Origin of the sequence: Rhodopseudomonas sp. BR0M22 (genome assembly GCF_010907035.1) — a bacterium.
Taxonomy (GTDB): Bacteria; Pseudomonadota; Alphaproteobacteria; order Rhizobiales; family Xanthobacteraceae; genus Rhodopseudomonas.
In genome coordinates this window covers 45,671-67,509 of record NZ_QUMK01000026.1, presented here as the reverse complement: position 1 = coordinate 67,509, position 21,839 = coordinate 45,671, and the positions used below count along the sequence as shown (strand labels likewise).

15 protein-coding genes and 1 pseudogene are annotated in these 21,839 nt (G+C 66.2%); 10 read left to right on the top strand and 6 right to left on the bottom strand.

From position 1 onward, the window contains the following. Nucleotides 1-47: 47 nt before the first annotated feature. From hpaD to hpaH, 4 genes are all read right to left on the bottom strand, one after another. Nucleotides 48-1,025 (bottom strand): 3,4-dihydroxyphenylacetate 2,3-dioxygenase, encoded by a 978-nt coding sequence (gene hpaD / locus DY468_RS10795; RefSeq protein ID WP_164604813.1) that lies wholly within the window; start codon nt 1,023-1,025, stop codon nt 48-50. A gap of 169 nt (nt 1,026-1,194) precedes the next feature. Beyond that, on the bottom strand, nt 1,195-2,736 hold the full coding sequence (gene hpaE / locus DY468_RS10790; RefSeq protein ID WP_164604812.1) for a 5-carboxymethyl-2-hydroxymuconate semialdehyde dehydrogenase: 1,542 nt from the start codon (nt 2,734-2,736) through the stop codon (nt 1,195-1,197). Then, nucleotides 2,729-3,127, bottom strand: coding sequence for a 5-carboxymethyl-2-hydroxymuconate Delta-isomerase (locus DY468_RS10785; protein WP_164604811.1), 399 nt, complete (start codon nt 3,125-3,127; stop codon nt 2,729-2,731). Before DY468_RS10785 ends, hpaE begins: the two co-directional genes overlap by 8 nt. Before the next feature lie 20 nt (nt 3,128-3,147). After that, nucleotides 3,148-3,954: a 2-oxo-hept-4-ene-1,7-dioate hydratase gene (hpaH, locus tag DY468_RS10780; protein ID WP_164604810.1), complete on the bottom strand. Its 807-nt coding sequence runs from the start codon at nt 3,952-3,954 to the stop codon at nt 3,148-3,150. Here hpaH and hpaR point away from each other — a divergent pair. From hpaR to DY468_RS10765, 3 genes are all read left to right on the top strand, one after another. Then, a complete protein-coding gene (hpaR, locus tag DY468_RS10775) occupies nt 3,932-4,738 on the top strand; it encodes a homoprotocatechuate degradation operon regulator HpaR (RefSeq protein ID WP_502706221.1) in 807 nt (268 codons plus the stop codon). The two genes, hpaH and hpaR, sit on opposite strands and share 23 nt — an antisense overlap. A gap of 40 nt (nt 4,739-4,778) precedes the next feature. Next, nucleotides 4,779-5,864, top strand: coding sequence for a malate/lactate/ureidoglycolate dehydrogenase (locus tag DY468_RS10770; RefSeq protein ID WP_164604809.1), 1,086 nt, complete (start codon nt 4,779-4,781; stop codon nt 5,862-5,864). A gap of 316 nt (nt 5,865-6,180) precedes the next feature. Continuing rightward, nucleotides 6,181-6,957, top strand: coding sequence for an HpcH/HpaI aldolase family protein (locus DY468_RS10765; protein WP_104512650.1), 777 nt, complete (start codon nt 6,181-6,183; stop codon nt 6,955-6,957). 114 nt (nt 6,958-7,071) lie between these two features. On the opposite strand, the gene DY468_RS10760 is transcribed toward DY468_RS10765, so the two are convergent. Further along, nucleotides 7,072-8,418 carry an acyl-CoA dehydrogenase family protein gene (locus tag DY468_RS10760; protein ID WP_164604808.1) on the bottom strand — a complete coding sequence of 449 codons (1,347 nt, stop codon included), beginning with the start codon at nt 8,416-8,418 and terminating at the stop codon, nt 7,072-7,074. A gap of 292 nt (nt 8,419-8,710) precedes the next feature. Between DY468_RS10760 and DY468_RS10755 the strand changes: the two genes are divergently transcribed. Beyond that, nucleotides 8,711-9,316 carry a helix-turn-helix transcriptional regulator gene (locus tag DY468_RS10755; protein ID WP_230766071.1) on the top strand — a complete coding sequence of 202 codons (606 nt, stop codon included), beginning with the start codon at nt 8,711-8,713 and terminating at the stop codon, nt 9,314-9,316. A 37-nt stretch (nt 9,317-9,353) separates the two neighbouring features. Here the strand turns inward: DY468_RS10755 and DY468_RS10750 are convergent, their stop codons facing one another. Then, the gene (locus tag DY468_RS10750) at nt 9,354-10,649 is read right to left on the bottom strand and encodes an acyl-CoA dehydrogenase family protein (protein WP_164604806.1); all 1,296 of its coding nucleotides are present in this window, start codon (nt 10,647-10,649) and stop codon (nt 9,354-9,356) included. Between the two features lie 474 nt (nt 10,650-11,123). Between DY468_RS10750 and DY468_RS10745 the strand changes: the two genes are divergently transcribed. The 6 genes and pseudogenes from DY468_RS10745 (at nt 11,124) to DY468_RS10720 (ending at nt 21,651) form a co-directional block, all read left to right on the top strand. After that, nucleotides 11,124-14,465, top strand: a complete 3,342-nt coding sequence (locus DY468_RS10745; protein ID WP_164604805.1) for a transglutaminase family protein — start codon at nt 11,124-11,126, stop codon at nt 14,463-14,465. 25 nt (nt 14,466-14,490) lie between these two features. Continuing rightward, nucleotides 14,491-16,925 (top strand): annotated as a pseudogene (locus DY468_RS10740) (circularly permuted type 2 ATP-grasp protein). Beyond that, nucleotides 16,922-17,800, top strand: coding sequence for a transglutaminase family protein (locus DY468_RS10735; RefSeq protein WP_164604804.1), 879 nt, complete (start codon nt 16,922-16,924; stop codon nt 17,798-17,800). The pseudogene DY468_RS10740 and the gene DY468_RS10735 overlap by 4 nt, the downstream one beginning before the upstream one ends. A gap of 195 nt (nt 17,801-17,995) precedes the next feature. Then, the gene (locus DY468_RS10730) at nt 17,996-18,451 is read left to right on the top strand and encodes a cache domain-containing protein (protein ID WP_164604803.1); all 456 of its coding nucleotides are present in this window, start codon (nt 17,996-17,998) and stop codon (nt 18,449-18,451) included. A 51-nt stretch (nt 18,452-18,502) separates the two neighbouring features. Next, a complete protein-coding gene (locus DY468_RS10725; protein WP_164604802.1) occupies nt 18,503-20,206 on the top strand; it encodes a methyl-accepting chemotaxis protein in 1,704 nt (567 codons plus the stop codon). A gap of 62 nt (nt 20,207-20,268) precedes the next feature. Then, nucleotides 20,269-21,651: an ethanolamine ammonia-lyase subunit EutB gene (locus DY468_RS10720; protein ID WP_164604801.1), complete on the top strand. Its 1,383-nt coding sequence runs from the start codon at nt 20,269-20,271 to the stop codon at nt 21,649-21,651. Nucleotides 21,652-21,839: the final 188 nt, after the last annotated feature.

Below are 21,839 nucleotides of genomic sequence, written 5' to 3'. Positions count from 1 at the left end.
GGCCGACCCTCCCCGCAAGGGGGAGGGGTACATTCGGCGCCTCGTTTTCAATCCGCAATCACCACATCGGCTACGAAGGCCGGCTCGCGGACCTCCTGGCCGAGGAACGGCGAGCCTTGTTCGAACCAGGAGCGCGGGGCGGGCGCCCCCCATAGCGTCTGGCGGCGCGGGTCGCGCAGCGACCAGCGCAGCGGCTCGTGGTCGTGGTCCATGGTCTGGTAGTCGCTGCAATACAGCTCGATGCGGTGGCCGTCTGGATCGCGGACATAAAGGAAGAACGCGTTGGAGATGCCGTGCCGGCCGGGGCCGCGTTCGAGAGCGAGCCCGCTCGATGCCATCACGTCGCAGAGGTGGATGATGTTGAGCGGACCGGGCACCCAATAGGCGAAATGGTGCAGCCGCGGCCCGCGGCCGTTGGTCAGCGCGAAGTCGTGAACGTTGCCCTTGCGGTGCATCCACGCTGCGGCGATGCGCCCGCCTTCGCCGTCTTCCTCGGCGTATTCGGTGAGACGGAAGCCGAGCCGGGCATAGAAGTCGACCGTATCCTGGGTCTCGGCCGCGAAAACGTTGAAATGGTCGAGCCGCTGCGGATGGCAGCCCTTGTAGCGCTCGTAGCGGCGCAGCAGATGCGGCCGCTTTTCCATCGTCGCGTACAGTTCGAGCCGGTAGCCGAACGGATCGGTGACGTGCAGGGTTCGGCCCTGATAAGGGCGGTCGACGAAGCTGTAGATCAGCCCGTTCTCGGCGAAGAAGCTGCCGGCCTTGTCGAGATCGTCCTCGGTGCCGACCTTGAATCCGAGCCGCGCCGCGGCCGGCGCATCGGCTTTCCGCACTACCAGCGAGTGGTGCTGATGCTCCTCGCTTCCCCTTAAGTAAGCGGTCGCATCATCGCGGTCCTCGACATGAAGGCCGATGATCTGGTCGTAAAACGCGACGCTCTTGTCCAGATCGACGACGTCCAGCACCACATGACTGGCGCGGACGATATTGAACGGCGGATCGAACACGTGTTGCGGAGCGGGCATCGGCGAGGTCCCCAGTACTGGATGTTAGTTCTGCAACGTCACTCCGGGGCGTGCCGTCAGGCGCGAACCCGGAATCCCGAGATCGTGGACATGAGCTGTGCTCGTAGCGAGATTCCGGGTTCGCTCGCGTTCGCGAGCGCCCCGGAATGACTCGGGGAGAAAGCGTTCATCATACCGCCCCCAGCTTCTGAATCTTGTGGGTGCCGCGGGCCAGCGAGACGTGCTTGGTCTCCATGTAGAACTCGAACGAGTAGTCGCCGCCGTCGCGGCCGATGCCGGATTGCTTCATGCCGCCGAACGGCGTCGGCAGATGGCGGACGTTTTCCGAGTTCAGCCAGATCATGCCGGCTTCGAGCGCATCGGCGACGCGCAGCGCGCGGCCCATGTCGCCGGTCCAGACATAGCCGGTGAGGCCGTAGCGGACGTCGTTGGCGATTTGAACCGCCTCGGCTTCGTCCTTGAACGGGATTACCGTGAGGAACGGGCCGAACACCTCGTCCTGCGCCACCTGCATGTCGCTGCGGGCATTCGTCACCAGCGTCGGCTGCACATAGTGGCCGCCGCCGGGGCCGTCGTAAGGCGCGCCGCCGACCGCGATGGTTGCGCCGTCCTTCCGGGCGACGTCGGCATAGGAGCAGACCTTGTCGAGATGGCGCTGATGGATCAGCGGGCCGACTTCGGTGGTCGGATCGAGCGGGTGGCCGACTCTCAGCGCACGCACGCGCGCCGCGAGCTTTTCGATGAACTGATCGGCAATCGACGCTTGCACCAGCAGCCGGCTGGACGAGGTGCAGCGCTCGCCGTTGAGCGAGTAGATCATGAACACCACGGCATCGAGCGCGCGGTCGAGATCGGCATCGTCGAACACGATCACCGGGTTCTTGCCGCCGAGTTCGAAGTGCACCCGCTTCAGCGTCGGTGCGCCCTGCGCCATGATCGCGGCGCCGGTCGCGGTTTCGCCGACGAAGGCGATCGCCTTGATGGCGGGATGTTCGGTCAGCGCCTTGCCGGCCTCTTCGCCAAAGCCGTGCACGGTATTGAGCACGCCGTCCGGCAGGCCGGCGTCCTTGCAGATCCGCGCCAGCATGTCGGCCGTCACCGGCGACCACTCGGCCGGCTTGTGCACCACGGTGCAGCCGGCCGCGAGCGCGGGGGCGATCTTCCAGGTCGACAGCATGAACGGCGTATTCCACGGGGTGATCACGCCCACCGGTCCGATCGGCACCCGCGTCGAGACGTTCCAGTGCTCGTCGCTCGGCGTGTTCAGCCCATCGCGCGCCTCGGCGCATTTGTCGGCAAAGAAGCGGAAATTCTCGGCGGCGCGCACCGCCGCCTTGGCCATGAAGCGATGCGCCTGACCGGTGTCGATGCACTCCAGCACGGCGATGTCGTCGGCGCGTGCCTCGATCGCATCGGCGATCCTGTGCAGCAGTTTGCGCCGCTTGGCCGGCGCCATGTCGCGCCACGCCGGAAACGCGGCCTTGGCGGCCTTTGCGGCGCGGTCGATGTCCGCCGCCGTGCCGCGCGCCACTTGCGCCAGCACCGCATTGTCGATCGGCGAGGCCGTCTCGAACACCTCGCCGGATGAGGCCGCAACGATTTCGCCGCCAATCAGATGGCCGATGCCATCGGCCTTGAGTTGCTTCAGCAGCGGTGCGGCGCGGTCGAGATTGGCCTGGAATCCGGAAGGGGGCGTAGCGGCATCAGCCATGGCGGGCCTCGGCGATCAGGAGGTCGTGGATCGAGTTGCGCTTCCAGCTCGTCTCCTTGTCGTTGACTTGCATGTCGAACGACAGCGCGAAGCCCTCGTCGCCGAACAGCGGATCGAGATAGTGCGAGAGCTGGGCGAAGATGTGGTCGCCGGCGCGCTTGCGGGCGGCGAGGTCGCGGCCCTCGCCGAGGCGCAGCAGCATCGCGAGAAAACTGAAGCCCGGCCGGCCGTCGGCGATCGCGTAAGTCTCGCAACGAATCGCGCGGACGCGGATGCCGCCGACCGGAAAGATTCCGGTCTCGATCGCGGTCGTGCGAACCAGTTCGACGATCTCGGCCATGTCCACCTTGTCGTCGAGATTGGCGGAATATTCGATGGTGAAATGCGGCATGTGTCCCTCGCTTCGGCGCGTCACCCGAAGTAACAACTCACGGTGCCGTAGGGCCCGAAGTCGGCCTGGATCGTATCACCCTTCGTGGTTTCGATCGCGCGGATGAACGAGCCGGCCAGCACGATCTGGCCGGGCTCCAGCGCCAGCCCCTGCGGCGCGATCTTGTTGGCCAGCCACGCGACCGCGGTCGCCGGATGGTTGAGCACGCCGGCGGCGAGGCCGGTCTCTTCGAGCTGGCCGTTCTTGGTCGCGAGCGCGCCGATCCAGCGGAGATCCGTGTCGAGCGGGCGGATCGGCCGGCCGCCGAGCACGATGCCGGCATTTGCGGCGTTATCGGCGATGGTGTCATAGATCTTGCGCGTCGCCTTGGTCTCCGGATCGACCCGCTGCACCCTCGTATCGAGGATTTCGAGCGCCGGCACCACGAAGTCGGTGGCGTTCAGCACGTCGAAGATCGTGCAATGCGGGCCGGCGAGGCGATGCTTGATGACAAAGGCGAGCTCGGCTTCGATCCGCGTCGCGATGAAGCGATCGGTCGGCACGATGCCGCCGTCATCGAAAAACATGTCGTCGAGCAGAATGCCGCTGTCGGGCTCACCGATGCCGAGCTGGCTCTGCATCGCCTTCGACGTCAGCCCGATCTTGTGGCCGCGCACGCGGCGGCCGGCGGCGAGCTTGATCTCGATCCAGGCGCCTTGGATCGCATAGGCATCGGTGATCGTGATCGCCGGATGATCGAGCGACAACTGGCGGATCTGGACCTTGGTTCGTTCGGCGCGATCGAGCCGTTCGGCCGCCGCGCGGATGTCGTCGTTCGAAAGCGCCATCGTCGCTCCAGCGAAAATCGTTTCATCCCGGCGCGGTTCGTTCAACAAAACCGTCGCGCGGCAGATGATTAACATGTTAAATGATCGCGCTCAAACCGAAACCGCTCCTGTTGCGATGCAAAAATCTCCGCCACCGTCATTGCGCGCGAAGCGAGGCGATCCAGCGGTGCGATCCAAAGCTGGATTGCGTCGGCGCGATACGCCCCGCAACGTCGGGGAGGAATCTTGCCGAAGCAAAGCGCCGATGCGCGAGTTCTCGCGCTCGCTGCCGATGCTGCTGCTGCGCGGCCGCGAGGCGGTGATGCGGCACTTCCGGCCGCTGCTGCGCGCGCACGGGCTCAGCGAGCAGCAATGGCGGATTTTGCGGGCCCTCACGGCGGTCGAATCGCTCGAGGTGACAGAGCTGGCGGAGCGCGCCTTCCTGCTCGGCCCCAGCCTGTCGCGGATGCTGCGTGATCTGGAAGCGCGCAAGCTGGTGGCGCGCAAGCCAGCCAAGGACGATCAACGGCGCAGTATGATGTCGATCACCGCCAAGGGGCTGAAGCTGATCGAAACTGTCGCGCCGTTTTCGGAAGCGATCTATGCCGAGATCACACGGCGGACCGGTGGCGATCGGCTCGCCGAGCTGCAGGACCTGCTGCGCGCGCTGGAGGCGAGTCTGATGGCGATGCCGGTGCACCATGCCGGAAGCGCGGTGGACAGCGAAGCCGAATTTCGCTCAACTCGCGCTCCTAAAAAGCGACCGCGGCCGAAGTCCGCGGCACGGGGAGGAGACGACGAATGATGCAGCAGCCCATGACCGCTGGCCGCAGGAGTGCGCCGGCATGGTGACGGTGCCGGTCGATCGGCTGATCGGTTTCGTCGCCCAGGTGTTCGAGCGCGCGGGCTCGTCCAAGGAAGAGGCGCTGCGGATCGGCTCCTATCTCACCACCGCCAATCTCACCGGCCATGACAGCCACGGCGTCATCCGCGTGCCGGTGTACATCCGCTGGCGCAATGCCGGCGCGGTGCATCCTGACCAGACCGTCGACGTCCCGGTCGATCTGCCGTCGCTCGCGGTGGTCGACGGCAAGTTCGGCTACGGCCAGACCGTCGGGCCGCAGGCGGTGCGGATTGGTATCGATAAATGCAAGACACAGGGGCTGTCCGCGGTCGCGCTGAAGAACGCAGGACACATCGGCCGGATCGGCGACTGGGCCGAGATGGCGGCGGCCGAAGGACTGGTGTCGATCCATTTCGTCACTGCGGCGGGCTCGGTCCTGGTTGCGCCGTTCGGCGGCGTCGATCGCAGACTATCGACCGCGCCGTATTGCGTCGGCATTCCGCGGACGGGTGCGCCGCCGGTGGTGCTCGATCTGGCCACCTCGATCGTCGCCGAAGGCAAGGTGCTGGTCGCGGCGCGCGGCGGCAAGAAGCTGCCGCAAGGCGCGCTGATCAATCCTGACGGGAGTTTGAGCGAAGACCCGGCGACGCTGTACGGCCCGCACGAGAAGGACGGCCCGATCAATCACGGCAACGGACAAGGCGCGATCCGCGCCTTCGGCGAGCACAAGGGCTCCGGGCTCGCGCTGATCTGCGAACTGCTCGGCGGCGCGCTCACCGGCAACGGCGCAACCGGGCCGAACCGGCCGTTCGCCAACGGCATGTTCTCGATCTACGTCGATCCCAAACGGATCGATCCGGCGCACGTCTTCGATGCCGAAGTCACGCGCTACGTCGATTACTTCAAGAGCGCCAAGCCGATCGCCGGCGTCGATCGGGTTCTGATCCCCGGCGATCCGGAAACGCGGACGCGTGCCGAGCGCACCAAGAACGGCGTCCCGCTCCCCGACGACACCTGGGCCGCGATCGTGGCAACGGCGCGCGAAGTCGGCGTGTCCGAGCAGGCGATCCAGGCGGCGACGGCGTGATGGATTGCGACCGGCACGACCTCATCCTGAGGAGCCGCGCGCAGCGCGGCGTCTCGAAGGATGGGCCGCGCGGCGCACGCTATCCACGCAGCCCATGGTTCGAGACGGCGCTACGCGCCTCCTCACCATGAGGGGTTCTGCTTGGTTAGGTGACATGGCGTCATGCGCGAGGTCGACCCGCGCATCCACCGTCCTTCGCAAGATGCGATCGCCGTGCCTTCGCCGCGCCGAAGGGGCTTTGGCCCCGCAGGCGCGTCGAGCCCGGCGATGACAGTAACGACTACAACATCGTCCATCACAACGCTCGAGGAACGACATGGCAAACAAGGTGAAACAACTCTGGGCCGACGGCAAAGTCGTGGTCAATGGCTGGCTGGCGATTCCGTCGGGGTTCTCGGCCGAGGTGATGGCACAGTGCGGGTTCGACAGCGTCACGGTCGATATCCAGCACGGCGTGCAGGACTATCAATCGATGGTCACCTGCTTCCAGGCGATGCAGGCGCATCCGGTGACGCCGATGGTGCGGGTGCCGTGGAACGAGCCGGGCATCATCGGCAAGGTGCTGGACGGCGGCGCCTACGGGGTGATCTGCCCGATGGTGAATACCAAGGAGGAAGCTGAAAACTTCGTCCAGTATTGCAAGTACCCGCCGCGCGGCACCCGCAGCAACGGACCGATCCGTGCCGGGCTGTACGGCTCGTCCGGCAATTATCAGGCGACCGCGAACGACGAGACGCTGTGCATCCCGATGATCGAGACCCGCACCGCGGTCGAGAACATGGAAGCGATCCTCGACGTCGAAGGCATTGCCGGCGTGTATATCGGGCCCAGCGATCTCGGCTTCTCCTACGGCCTGGTGCCGAAGCTCGACCGCGACGAGCCGGAGATCCTGAAGATCTACGACAAGCTGCTCAAGGAATGCGACAAGCGCGGCCTGTATCCGGGCATCCACTGTTCCGGCCCGGAAGGCGCCGCCCGCAACATCGCCCTCGGCTTCAAGCTGGTGACGCTGCTCAACGACAGCGGCATCATGGCGATCGGCGCCCGGAGCTGGGTCGCCGAGACGCGGAAGAATTCCGGCGGCAAGGCGTAAGCGCCGGCGCGGATGTGATGATCCGCATCGCGCCGATCGCGCGTGAAGATGTCCGGCGCAGGGCCGGACATCTCTGACCGATCGGAGTTCCGACAAGCCTGCCGGTAGCCGCTGCTACTCCGCGGCCTGCATCAGGCTCGGCGCGGTCTTGTCGTAATCGGCGACGGTGCCGATCGACTCCATCGACTTCTCGAACTTGACGAAGCTGTCGTCCATCGGCGCACGCGGATCGAAATCCGGATGCGCGATGACGCCATGGACGCGGCGGCGCTGCATGCCCATGTTGCCGCCGTCGTAGATCGGCAGCACCGAAGCCTCTCGCAGATACTTGCCGAATTTGTGCTCGGTGCTCAGGCTGTTGACGCCGACCACCTGCATGCACTTGAACACGCATTCGAACATCGCTTCGGTGACGTTGATCTTGCACATTGCGCCGAGCAACTCCGCGTGCTGCTCGTGCTTGTCGAGATAGTCGGCGGCGCGCCAGGAGAAGTAGCGGGCCGACTCGATCTTGGCGGCGACGTCGCCGAGAATGTAGCCGACGTTCTGGAACCGGATGATCGGCGTCAGCGACCCGGCGGTGTTGGACTTGGCGAATTTGAGCGCATCCTCGTAGGCGGCGCGCGCGACGCCGACCGCTGCGATGGCGGCGACCGGCCCCGACCAGGCGAAGTTGCGGTTGATGACGAAATCGCCGTTGCCTTCTGCGCCCGGCAGCAGATTATCCACCGGCACGCGGGCGTTCTCGAACGTCACCAGAGCGTTGGACGTGGTGCGGTGGCCTTCCTTGTTGAGGAACTGCCATGTGATACCGGGCGTGCCGCGCTCGACCACCATCGCCGACAATCCCTCGGTGCCGCCGACCTTGGAATTGGTGCGCACGATCACGCATTGCGTGTTGGTGCCGAACCCGTCCCAGCCCGGCGAGGACGACCATTTCTTCCTGCCGTTCAGGATGTAGTGATCGCCGTCGCGCACCGCAGTGAGGCCGATGCCGGCGGGCGGCAGCGGACTGTCGAAATTCGCAGTGCCGCCGGTGCCGCCGGGCGGCTCGCCAGCGGTCCAGGCGCTGAGATATTCGCCGGTCGGGTCTGACGTCGCAGCGCCGATGAAGCGCTTCTTCTGTTCCTCGCTGCCGTACCAGGACACGGGCATCAGCCCGAGGCCGTTGCACAGCACGGTGCAGGCGAAACCGGGGTCGACCGCGCAGATTTCTTCTGCGGCGATCACGAAGTCGAGGCAGGACAGGCCGCCGCCGCCATAGGCGCTGGGCAGCATCGCCATCGCAATGCCGGCCTTGTAGGCGGCGACGTAAGCCGACTTGGTCTTCTGATAGGCCAGCATCGGGTCCGACTCTTTGTCGGCCGCGGGGATCACCGGTGCAAGAACGCCTTCCGAGAAGTCGCGCGCCATTTTCTGAATCTTCCGCTGCTCCGCGGACATCGTGAAATCGATCGCCATCCTGGTCTCCTGTGTGAGTGACGCTGCTGAGTGACGAGAGCGAAATCCCCGGCGAAACGTCGATCCCGTGGCTGCCATTCTGAGCCCGGAATTGCCTTCGACAAGAAAACACTTTAGGCAGTCAAAAGTGTCTAAAGTCCATTTTCTGATCGCCCGAGCGAGAGGTTTGGCAGAGAATGGGGCAGCGCTTGGCTGAAATTGCAGCACCGGCGTCGTTTGCAATCGATTAGACAGAAGCAAGGCACGCGTCATCGGAGAGTCGACGTTGATAGTTGGAGATACCCAACAGCGATTGCTGACCAAGCTCCTGGAGGCCAAATCCGGGCTGATGATCGACGAGTTGGCCGCGGGGCTTGAAATCACCCGAAGCGCGGTGAAGCAGCATCTCGCCGGGCTGCAACGCGCCGGCTATGTGCAGCAGGCGTCATCGCGCAAGACCGGCGGCCGCCCCGGCTTCATCTACACTCTGACGGAGAGCGGCATCGATCTGTTCCCCAAGCGCTATTCGTGGTTCTCGCGGGTGATGTTCGAAAGTCTCCGCAAGACTATCGGCGCCGAGCGGTTCGGAACCTACATGTACGAACTCGGTGTCGACATGTCGGCGCCGGCGATTCCACGGCTGGTCGGCAAGACCCGGACCGAGCGGGTCGTGGAGATCGTCAAGATCATGAACGAGACCGGCTTCGCCGCGCGGGTGGTTTCGCCGGGCAAGGGCGAGAAGATCCCGCGGATCGAATGCAAGAACTGCGTCTTTCACGATCTGTCGAAGGACTACATCGAAGTCTGCCAGTTCGATCTCGGCTTCTTGTCGGGATTGATGGGCGCGCCGATCGAACATCAGGACTGCATGCAGCGCGGCGGCAACGCCTGCCGGTTCAAGTTCACGCCGCTGGCCTGAGGGCGCGGAGCGTCCCCGCTCGTCCGATCGATGCAGCCTACGGCGGCAACTTGTAGAACGGTGTCGGTTCGGAATTGGCGATGGCGCGGGGGTCGAAGCGCGGGTCGGCCATCACGGTGCATATCTTCCGCATCTGCATGCCGATATTGCCGGCGTCGTACAGCGGGAAGACCGCGGCCTCGCGCAGATAGCGCTCCAGCGGGTGGGTTCTGTCGAGCGCGTTGACGCCGACCGCCTTCATCGCCTGGAACACCGCGTCGAACAGCAACTCGCTGCAGAACACCTTTGCCATCGGCCCGACGGCGTGGCCGTCGGCATTGTTCTGATCGTGGTAATGCGCGGCCTTCCAGGCGAAGGCGCGGCAGGCTTCCACCTTCATCGCGACCTCTGCCAGCGTGTAGGCGACGGCCTGATGCTGGATGATCGGCCGGTCGCCGCCGCCGGTGTAGGTCTTTGCCCATTTCAGCGCGTATTCGTAGGCCGAGCGCGCGACCCCCACGGCGGCGATCGCCGCCACCGGGCCCGACCAGGTGAACGCCTTGTTGATCACGAGATCCCCCTGACCGAGCGCGAACACGTTCTCCTCTGCGACCCGGCAGTCCTTGAAGACGATCGAGTTGTTCTGGCTGAGACGGTGTCCGAGCTTCGAGATCGGCTGCTCGTAGTGCACGCCGGCGGTTCCGCGTGGCACGATGATCGCGCTCAGTCCCTCGGTCCCGCCGGATTTCGGCGCCGTGCGCACGATGCAGACGTTGACGTCAGCGCCCTTCAGGTCCCAGCCGCCTGCGTTGCAGGGCCAGAATTTCCGGCCATTGAGGATGTACTCGCCGTTCTTCTTGTCGTGGGTGGCGGTCAGCGCAATGCCGGCGGGGTAGGGCGCCGCACCGTCGAAGTTCGCGGTGCCGCCCGGGCTGCCGGACGGTTCGCTCACTGTCCAGGCGGCGAGATATTCGGCGCGTGGGTCGCTGGTGGCGGGGATCAGCCATTTGCGCTTCTGCGCTTCGGAGCCGAACCAGACCAGCGGCATCAGCGCCAGCCCGTTCACCAGCAGAATCGTCGCGAAGCCAGGATCGATGGCGGTCAGTTCTTCGACGACGATCTGCAGATCGACATTGCTGATGCCGCCGCCGCCGTACTTTTTCGGGATGAAGCCGGTGGCGAAGCCGAGCTTGTAGCTCTCGACATAGGCGCCCTTGATGGCGTGGAAGCCGCGCTGCGGATCGGGATCCTCATCGGCGGCAGGGACCAGCGGCGCCAGAATGTCGTTCGCGAATTCGCGCGCGACCCGCTGAAGCCGCCGCTGTGCATTGGTCAGGGTGAAGTCGATCGCCATATTCGCCCCGTCTCCATTTAGACAGCTTTATATAGCTAAAGCTCGCCGAGCGGCCGGCGGTAGTGTGGGCAAACGCCGCCCCAAACGCGGCATCGGGGCTAAATCAGCGGCAAACCGGGAGAGCGGAGGGCGGAACTGGGTCGCCGAGACGCTGAAGAATTTCGGGGGAAGGCGTGAGCGTCGGTGGCCTTTATTCTCGACCGAACGTTCCTTCATCCACCGCGTTCAATCCCACCGCCGTCATCCTCTGCGAAAGCGGAGGCCCATTATTCCAGAGTGTAGTTCGCGTTCAGCGGGCGGCACCCGCCATCACCACGGACGCTCTGAGAGACTGGGGCGCCCGCCCGCGCGGGCGATGACGCCCCTCTACGCGGCCGCGCTTCGCCCCTTCCTTGTGCACCCCTTGCTCTTTGTTCGCACTTGATCGCCCCGAGCTCCGGTGTTCTGCTCAAATTCAATGCTGGAGTTGCCCTCGTGTCGATCTACGTCGCCCTTCATCACGTCACCCATTACAAATACGACCGCCCGGTCGACATCGGCCCCCAGACCATCCGGCTGCGTCCGGCGCCGCATACCCGGACGCCGATCCTGTCGTATTCGCTGAAGGTCACGCCGGCGAACCACTTCATCAATTGGCAGCAGGACCCGCAGGGCAATTGGCTGGCGCGGTTCGTGTTTCCGGAGAAGGCGGACGAGCTGAAGATCGAGGTCGATTTCACCGCGGCGATGACGGTGATCAACCCGTTCGACTTCTTCGTCGAGAGCTATGCCGAGAGCTTTCCGTTCGCCTACAGCGCCGACCTGCAGCACGAGCTGGCGCCGTATCTGGCGACGATCGAGCCCGGGCCGTTGTTCAAGGCGTATCTCGATTCGATCCCGCGCGAAGCCGAAAGCACGGTCAACTTCCTGGTCGACCTCAACGCCAAACTGCGCGAGCGCGTCAACTACATCATCCGGATGGAGCCGGGTGTGCAGACGCCGGAGGAAACGCTGGCCAAGAGCGCCGGCTCGTGCCGCGACTCGGCGTGGCTGCTGATCCAGACCCTGCGGCACCTCGGCCTCGCGGCGCGATTCGTGTCCGGTTATTTGATCCAGCTTCGCCCCGACATCGAGTCGCTCGACGGGCCGAAGGGCGCCGCGCACGATTTCACCGATCTGCCCGCCTGGGCCGAAGTGTATCTGCCCGGCGCCGGCTGGGTCGGCTTCGACGTCACCTCTGGCCTGCTCGCCGGGGAGGGGCACATCCCGGTCGCCGCCACGCCGCATTATCGCACGGCGGCGCCGATCTCCGGCGTGGTCGGCTTCGCCAATGTCGATTTCAACTTCGACATGCGGGTCGAGCGCATCCGCGAAGCGCCGCGCATCACCAAGCCGTTCTCTGACGAATCCTGGGCGCGGCTCGATGCGCTCGGCGAAAAGGTCGACGCTGATCTGACCGCGCACGACGTGCGGCTGACGATGGGCGGCGAGCCGACCTTCGTGTCGATCGACGATATGGAATCGCCGGAGTGGAACGTCGCTGCGGTCGGCGGCGCCAAGCGCAAGCTTGCCGACGATCTGATCCGCCGGCTGCGCACCCGCTTCGCGCCCGGCGGCATGCTCCATTTCGGTCAGGGCAAATGGTATCCGGGCGAAAGCCTGCCGCGCTGGGCGTTCGGGCTGTATTGGCGCAAGGACGGCGTGCCGATCTGGAAAAATGCCGATCTGATCGCGCCGGTGGTTGGCCAGCGGCCGGCCAAGGTCGAGGAGGCCGAGCAATTCGCGCTTCACACGGCGAAGAGGCTCGGCATCGACACCGACTACGTGCTGCCGGCATTCGAAGATCCGACCCACTGGCTGCAGAAGGAAGCCACGCTGCCGCCGAACGTCGATCCGCACGACAACAAGCTCGCCGATCCGGAAGAGCGCGCGCGGATGGCGCGGGTGTTCGACACCGGGCTGAATACGCCGCGCGGCTTCGTGCTGCCGATCCAGGCGTGGAATGCGGACGCCGCGCCGGCGCAGAAGAAGCGCTGGCGCAGCGAGCGCTGGAAGCTGCGTCGCGGCAATCTGTTCCTGCTGCCGGGCGACTCGCCGCTCGGCTTCCGGCTGCCGATCTCGTCGCTGCCGCACATCCCCGAAGACGACTATCCCTTCATTGTGCCGCGCGATCCGCTCGAGCCGCGCGGCGCATTGCCGCTGTTTGCGCCGCCGCCGGCCAGCGATGCCGAGCCCGCACGCGAGCAGATGACGGTGGTCGAACAGTCGGCCGGCGAAGCGACGGCCAGCCAGCCGGTCGAGGAGCAGAAGCTGCGCAAAGGCGGGGTGCGCACCGCGATGTCGATCGAGCTGCGCGAGGGCGTGCTGTGCGCCTTCATGCCGCCGACCGAGAGAATCGAGGACTATCTCGAACTGATCGCCGCGGTCGAAGCCACCGCCGAAGAGATGCAGATCCGCGTCCATATTGAAGGCTATCCGCCGCCCTACGATCCGCGCATCGACGTCATCAAGGTGACGCCTGATCCGGGCGTGATCGAAGTCAACATTCAGCCGGCCTCGAACTGGCGCGAGGCGGTGCGCACCACGTTCGGCCTGTATGAGGACGCTGCGCAAGTGCGGCTCGGCGCCAACCGCTTCCTGATCGACGGCCGCCACACTGGCACCGGCGGCGGCAATCACGTCGTTGTCGGCGGTGCCAACCCTGCGGACTCGCCGTTCCTGCGGCGGCCGGATCTGCTCAAGAGTCTGGTGCTGTTCTGGCAGCGGCATCCGTCGCTGTCCTATCTGTTCTCCGGGATGTTCATCGGGCCGACCAGCCAGGCGCCGCGGATCGACGAGGCGCGGCACGATTCGCTGTACGAACTGGAGATTGCGTTGGCGCATGTGCCGCCGCCGGGCGTCAAGGGCCCGCTGTGGCTCGCCGACCGGCTGTTCCGCAACATCCTGGTCGATATCACCGGCAACACCCATCGGGCCGAGATCTGCATCGACAAGATGTATTCGCCGGATAGCCCGACCGGCCGGCTCGGCCTGGTCGAATTCCGCGCGCTGGAGATGCCGCCGGATCCGCGGATGAGCCTTGCGCAGCAGCTTCTGATCCGCGCGCTGATCGCGATGCTCTGGCGCGAGCCTCTGGAGGGCAAGTTCGTCCGCTGGGGCACCGCGCTGCACGACCGCTTCATGCTGCCGCATTGTCTGTGGGAGGATTTCCGCGACGTGCTCGGCGAGCTGGCGGGTGCCGGCTACGCGTTCGAGCCGGAGTGGTTCACCGCGCAGCTCGAGTTTCGTTTTCCGGTGTTCGGCAGCGTGTATCATGGCGGTGTCACATTGGAGGTGCGGCAGGCGCTGGAGCCGTGGCACGTGCTCGGCGAAGAGGGCACTGCGGGCGGCACGGTGCGCTATGTCGACAGTTCGGTGGAGCGGCTGCAGGTCAAGGCCGAGGGCTTCGTCGAGGGCCGCCACGTCATCACCTGCAACGGCCGCCGGCTGCCGATGACGCCGACCGCGCGGGTCGGCGAAGCGGTGGCCGCAGTGCGGTTCAAGGCGTGGCAGCCGGCCGTCGGGCTGCATCCGACGATCCCCGTGCATGCGCCGCTGGTGTTCGACATCGTCGACACCTGGAACGGCCGCTCGCTCGGCGGCTGCGTCTATCACGTCGCCCATCCCGGCGGCCGCGCCTACGAGACCAAGCCGGTGAACTCGTATGAAGCCGAGGCGCGGCGGCTGGCCCGGTTCCAGGATCACGGCCACACCCCGGGACGGATCGATCCGCCGCAGGAAGAACGCACACTTGAATTCCCGCTGACCCTCGACTTGCGGACGCCGCTGCTGCATTGAATCCTTCCACATGGGGGATGAGACGATGGCGCAGCATGTCGGCCCGGCCCGGAAGGTTCGGCCACGCGACCGCAAGGTCGGGCAGTGGACCCGCGACTACACGCGGCTGCCCGGCATCCCCGATGAATTCATCGGCGCCGATGGCCAGCCGCGTCCGGTGTGGAGCCGTTATTTCGAGGCGTTCGCGGCACTCTCCGCCGACGAGATCGAGCGCCGCTTCGCCGCCGCCGACCGGCATCTGCGCGATGCCGGCGTCACCTATCGGGCGCCGGGCGATGCCGCCGACCGCGCCTGGCCGCTCAGCCACGTCCCGCTGCTGATCGGCGAGACCGAATGGCAGCAGATCGCCGCCGGCATCGCCCAGCGCGCGACGCTGCTCGAGAGCGTGCTGCAGGACATCTATGGCGACGGCCGGCTGATTGCCGACGGTGCGCTGCCGGCGGCCGCGATCGCCGGCAGTGCCGACTATCTGCGGCCGATGGTCGGGGTCCGGCCGCCGGGCGGCCGCTATCTGCATTTCTACGCCGCCGACATCGGCCGCGGTCCCGACGGGCAGTGGTGGGTACTCGGCGATCGCACCCAGGCGCCGTCGGGCGCCGGCTATGCGCTGGAAAACCGCCTGGTGCTGTCGCGCGCCTTCAACGACCTCTACAAGTCGATGAATGTCGAGCGCGTCGCCTCGTTCTTCGAGGCGTTCCGCGACAGCCTGCGCGCGATCGCCGATCGCGACGAGCCGAGGATCGGGCTGCTGACGCCGGGCCGGTTCAGCGAAACCTATTTCGAACATGCCACGCTGGCGCGCTATCTCGGCTTCCTGCTGGTCGAAGGCGATGACCTTGCGGTATCCGACGACCGTCTGCACATCCGCACCGTCGCCGGGTTGAAGCGGATCGACGTGCTGCTGAGGCGGATCGACGCCAACTCGCTCGATCCGCTCGAGCTCGACGCGTCGTCGCAGCTCGGTGTCGCCGGACTGATCGATGTGATCCGCAAAGGCGGCGCCGTGGTCGCCAACATGCCGGGCTCAGGCGTGCTCGAAGCGCGCGCGCTGCTCGGCTTCCTGCCGCCGCTGGCTCGCCGGCTGCTCGGCGAGGATCTGAAGATGCCGCACATCGCCACCTGGTGGTGCGGCCAGCCTGCGGCGCGCGAGCAGGTGCTCGACCGGCTCGACGAATTCGTGATCGAAGGCGCGTATGGCCAAAGCGTGCCGGGCTTCTCGCATCACGGCCCGGTGCTGCCCGGCGAACTGCCGCCGGTGGTCCGCGATCACTTGCGCGACGCCATCGCGGCCCGCGGGCTCGATTACGTTGCGCAGGAGCAGGTGCGGCTGTCGACCACGCCGGTGTGGGACAACGGCAAGCTGGCGCCGCGGCCGTTCGTGCTGCGGGTGTTCGCCGCCGCCACTGAGAACGGCTGGGCGGTGATGCCCGGCGGGTTCTGCCGGATCGCCGACCGGCTCGACTCGCGCGCGGTGTCGATGGGCGAGGGCGCGCGTGCCGCCGACGTCTGGGTGGTGGCCGATCATGCGGTGGCGCCGTCGTCGCTGCTGCCCGCGGTCGACAGCGTCCGCATCCGCCGCATCACCGGCGTGCTGCCGAGTCGCGCCGCCGACAATCTGTTCTGGCTCGGCCGCTATCTCGAGCGCGCCGAGGCGACGCTGCGGCTGCTGCGCGCGCTCAGCGCGCCGCAGCGCGATCCCGGCAAGGGACCGCTGCACCATGCGATCGAGAAGATCCAGCGGCTGTTGATCGCCTGGGGCGCGACCGCGCTGGGGCCTGGTTGATCCGCGCCGCCCAGCGCAACGCCTCGTCGCTGCGCGAACGGCTGTCGCCGGACGCCTGGCACGTCATCACCCAGATGGAAGCGCGTCTGGCGTTGCCGGTCGAGGGCGAAGAAGCCGTCGTCCAGGCTGCGGATGTCGCGCTGCAGGAGCTCGCGAGCTTCTCCGGCCTGTCGCACGAGAACATGAACCGGGCCGCCGGCTGGCGCTTCCTGCGGATCGGTCGCCGCGTCGAGCGCGCCGTCAACACCGCGCGGTTCGCCCGGCAGTTCTCCTGCGACGGCGCTACCGCCGAAGACCTCGACGTGTTGCTCACGCTGGTGGACTCGCAGATCACCTACCGGTCGCGCTATCTGCTGGCGCCGCTGCTGGCGCCGGTCCGCGATCTCGCCGTGCTCGATCCCTACAATCCGCGCTCGGTGGCGTTCCAGGTCGAGGAGCTGAATGAGCACATCGCCAGCCTGCCGGCGCTGCACGAGGGCGGCTTGATCGAGCGGCCGCAGCGGCTAGCGGTAGCGGCACTGGCGAAGCTCACCGCGGCCGAGGCCGAGGCGATCGACGCCTCCTGGCTGTTCGCGCTTGAGCAGGATCTGCTCGGACTGGCGGAAGCGGTCGGCGCGCACTACTTCCCGCACGGCGCCAGCGCGATGCGCCCGGAAAAGCTGACGGGGCTGGCGTGATCTACGACATTCGCCACGTCACGACGTACTCCTACGGCAGCCAGGTCAGCTTCGCGCGCTGTTCGCTGCGGCTGAGGCCGATCGCCGATGCCGGCCAGTCGCTGATTTCGCACGCGATCGAGATCAAGCCACGGCCGGCGGTGCGCACCGCGCGTACCGACTTCTTCGGCATCCTGACCGAGAACATCGTGATCGAAACGCCGCATCGCGTGTTGCGGATCGACAGCCGGTCGCGGGTCGAGGTGACTCGGCGGACGCCGGCGCGCGACGAAGGTAGCCAGCCTTGGGAGCCGGTGCGCGACGCCGCGCTCACCAGTCTGAGCCTCGGCGCGTCGTCGCCGGTCGGTTACGTGTTCTCGAGTCCGCTGGTGCCGATCCTGCCGGCGGTCACGCGCTACGCGGCGCAGAGCTTCTCGCAGGGGCGCGGCGTGCTCGCCGGCGCCGCCGAACTGATGCAGCGGATCCGCAACGAATTCCGCTACGACCCCAAGGCGACGGTCATCTCGACGCCGCTGGCCGAAGTGTTCGAGAAGCGACACGGCGTCTGCCAGGACTTCGCCCATGTGATGATCGCCGGCCTGCGCGGGCTCGGGCTACCGGCCGCCTATGTCAGCGGTTACTTGCGGACCTACCCGCCCGAAGGACAGGAGCGGCTGCAGGGCGCCGATGCGACCCACGCCTGGGTTTCGGTGTGGTGCGGCAATGAACTCGGCTGGATCGGATTCGATCCGACCAACGATCTGCTGGTCGGCACCGACCATATCGTCCTGGCGGTTGGCCGGGATTTTTCGGACGTGTCGCCGGTCGATGGTGTGATCGTCGGATCGCGCCGGCAGAAGCTCTCGGTTGCGGTCGACGTCATCCCGGTCGAGTGACCGCCCGGATCGTCTCGAGCGTCCGTTACCGCACCGTCCAGGCGCGAAAATCAACAGAGCTGACAACTAGTTATTAGTTCTGCCGATCAGGCTGACTGGTAACAACCCGAGGCGGTCGCTTAACACTACGTTCGCGTTTGAACCTCAGTGTGACCGGGCCTTGAACCCTCAGCCCTTGTCAGGAGAAGACCTCCCATGAGCAAGAACCTCATCGCCATCGCCACCACGGCCGCGATGGTTCTCGTCGCCATTCCCGCGAGCGCCGGTGCGAGCAAGGACGACGCGATCGCACTGGTGAAGAAGGCCGTTACGGCGATCAAGTCCGACGGCGCCGAGAAAGCCTACCCGGCGATCAGCGACCGCGCGGGCCCGTTCGTCAAGGACGATCTCTACGTCGTGGTCTATCAGCTCGACGGCAAGGTGCTGGCGCATGGCGCCAACGCCAAGTTCGTCGGCAAAGATATGATCGAGGCGCAGGACGTCGACGGCAAGCTGTACGTCAAGGAGCGCGTCGAGATGGCCGCCAAACAGCCTTCGTTTTGGCAGGACTACAAATTCGTCAATCCGGTGAGCAAGAAGGTCGAACCCAAGGAGATGTACTGCGAGCGGCTGGACAACACCGCCGTCTGCGCCGGCGTCTACAAGATGTAACGTCCGCCGCCTTGCGCTCGAACACTGCCGAATGACATCGGAATATCGTTGATGACAAGCTGGATCAAACACATCGGGCTGTCGTGGAAGGTCCAGCTTGCCCCGGCATTTCTCGTCTTGGTGATGATCGCGATCGGCGCGTTCGCGTTGCAGTCGCTGCGCGCCAATCAGCGGAACGTCGACAAGCTGGTCTCCGGCCCGGTGAGATTGTCGGAACTGGCGGCGGACCTCAACAACACCGCCTGGACCGCGCATGCCAAGCTGTACCGGATGGCCGCGACAGCGGCGAACGAGACCGATACGGCCAAGCTCACCCAGGTGATCAAGGAGGCGTCCGCCGGCATCGGCCAGATCCCGACCTCGCTGGGCGGAGTCGAGAAGGCGCTCGGTGCCGACGCCGCCAAACCAGCGTTCCAGAAATTGAAGGCGGCGGTGGCCGCGTATCAGAAGCAGGCCAAAAACGCGATCGAAATGGCCGACGGAGACGCCGGCTCCGCGATGCTGTTCATCAAGAGCGCGGAGAAGAGTTTCGGCGAGATCGACCGGCAGATCAGCGATCTGCTGCTGTCGACCGCCGACACGCGCGACCGCGAGATCGCACAAACCGGGATCGCACTCGATCGCGAGCAGGTGGTGCTCGGCAGTGTCCTCGCCGTGGCGTCGCTGGTCGGTGTGGCGTTCTCGTTTCTGATCGGCCGCGGTATCGCCCGCCCGGTGGTGGCGATGTCCGGGGCGATGCGCGAGTTGGCTTCGGGCAATTTCGACGTGCCATTGCCCGGCCTGGAACGTGGCGACGAGGTCGGCCAGATGGCCCGTGCGGTCGCGGAGTTCAAGGTTCAGGCGGTCGCCAAGGCCGAGCGCGAGCAAGCCGAACGCCAGCGTCAGGACCGGGAAGCCGCAGAAGCGCGGCGTGCCGAACTGCATCAACTGGCCGACAGCTTTGAGGCCGCGGTGGGCCAGATCGTCGAACAGGTCGGAATCGCCTCGCAGGCGCTGGAAGCCTCCGCCGGCGCGCTCTCCAAGGGTAGCGCCGAAACTCAGCAGCTCGCCACGACGGTGGCCGTAGCCTCGTCCGAGACCTCGCATAATGTGCAGTCGGTGGCGTCTGCCACCGAGGAGATGACCGCCTCGGTCGAGGAGATCAGCCGCCAGGTCTGCGAGTCCCGCAAGATCGCCGACGAGGCGGTGCAGCAGGCCGAACAGACCGACGCCCGGATCGCCAAGCTGTCGCAGGCCGCCAACCGTATCGGCGACGTGACTCAGCTGATCACCACGATCGCCGGCCAGACCAATCTGCTGGCGCTCAACGCCACCATCGAGTCCGCCCGCGCCGGCGAGGCCGGCCGCGGCTTTGCGGTGGTGGCGCAGGAGGTCAAGGCGCTGGCGGAGCAGACCGCCAAAGCCACCGACGAAATCAGCGCGCAGATCTCCGAGATGCAGGCCGCGACTCGGGAGTCGGTGGACGCCATCAAGGAGATCGGTGGCACCATCGGCAAGATTGCGCACATCGCGTCGACGATCGCTGCGTCCGTGCACGAGCAGGGCGCAGCTACCCAGGAGATCGCCCGCAGCGTCCAGCAGGCGGCGATCGGCACCAACCAGGTTGCGGCCACTATCGGCGACGTCAACCGCGGCGCCGCCGACACCGGGGCCGCGTCGGACGAAGTGCTGAGCTCGGCGCAGATGCTGTCGGGCGAGAACAACCGGCTGCGCGCCGAGGTGGCTAAATTTCTCGCAACCGTGCGGGTCGCCTGACGCGCACGGCTTTGCTAGCCTCCGGCCAGCGCTGCGATCGCAGCACCCGTGCCGGGGATGCCATGATCTATCGCCACAGCATCGGCAACGTCTCGTTCGTGTTCGAGGATCTGCGCGACTTGCTCGCCAAGGCGAGCCCGCCGCGGTCAGGTGATCGTCTCGCCGGCATCGCCGCCGACAGCGCCGAGCAGATGGTCGCGGCGCGAATGGCGCTGGCCGACCTGCCGCTGCGGCAATTCCTGTCCGAAATGGTGATCCCTTACGAGGCCGACGAAGTGACGCGGCTGATCGCAGATCGTCACGACGCGGCGGCGTTCGCGCCGGTGGCCTCGTTCACCGTCGGCGGCTTTCGCGACTGGCTGCTGTCGGATGCGGCCACGCCGGCGGCGTTGGCCGCGCTGGCGCCGGGCCTGACGCCCGAAATGGTCGCCGCGGTCTCGAAGCTGATGCGCAACCAGGACCTGATCCTGGCGGCGAAGAAGTGCAGCGTCGTCACGCGATTCCGCAACACCGTCGGCTTGCCGGGGCGGATGAGCGTGCGTCTGCAGCCGAACCATCCGTTCGACGATGCCCGCGGCATCACCGCCTCCATTCTCGACGGTCTGCTGCTGGGCGCCGGCGACGCCTGTATCGGCATCAATCCGGCGAGCGACGATCCCGCGGTGCTCGGCCAGTTGGTGCGGCTGCTCGACGATATCATCGGGCGGCTGGGCATCCCGACGCAGGGCTGTGTGCTCACCCACGTCACCACCACGCTGCGTCTGATCGAGCAGGGGGCGCCGGTCGATCTTACGTTCCAGTCGATCGCCGGCACCGAGGCCGCCAATCGCAGCTTCGGCATTGATCTGGCGCTACTGGCGGAGGCGCATCAGGCGACCCTGGCGCAGAAGCGCGGTACGGTCGGCGACAACGTGATGTATTTCGAGACCGGGCAGGGCTCGGCGCTGTCGGCGAATGCGCATCACGGCGTCGATCAACAGACCTGCGAGGCGCGCGCCTATGCGGTGGCCCGTGCCTATTCGCCGCTGCTGGTCAACAGCGTGGTCGGCTTCATCGGCCCGGAATATCTTTACGACGGCAAGCAGATCGTGCGCGCCGGTCTCGAAGATCATTTCTGCGGCAAGCTGCTCGGCCTGCCGCTCGGTGTCGACATCTGCTACACCAACCACGCCGAAGCCGATCAGGACGACATGGATACGCTGCTCACGCTGCTCGCAGCCGCCGGCGTCAATTTCATCATGGGCGTACCCGGCGCCGACGACGTGATGCTGAACTACCAGTCCACCTCGTTTCACGACGCGCTGTACGTCCGTGATCTGTTCGGCCTGAAGCGCGCGCCGGAATTCGACGACTGGCTGGTCCGCGCCGGTTTTGCCGGCCCCGATCACCGCCCGCTGACGGACGGTGCTCTGCTGCCGGAAATCGCCGCGCGATTGATTGCTTGACGCAGCGGCTTGCCCGAAGCTCCGATAAAGAATCTCTGGCCGCTCCAATGCGGCCGTGATTAGATCGCGCATCGCGACCGCAATGGCGGGTTTTTTGCATCGGTGGGGAACCGGTCGCGAGTCGCGCAGTTGTATTGAACTTGCCGTTTTGGGGGCCGGCGGTCGAACCGTGTCGACGATTGCCGCAA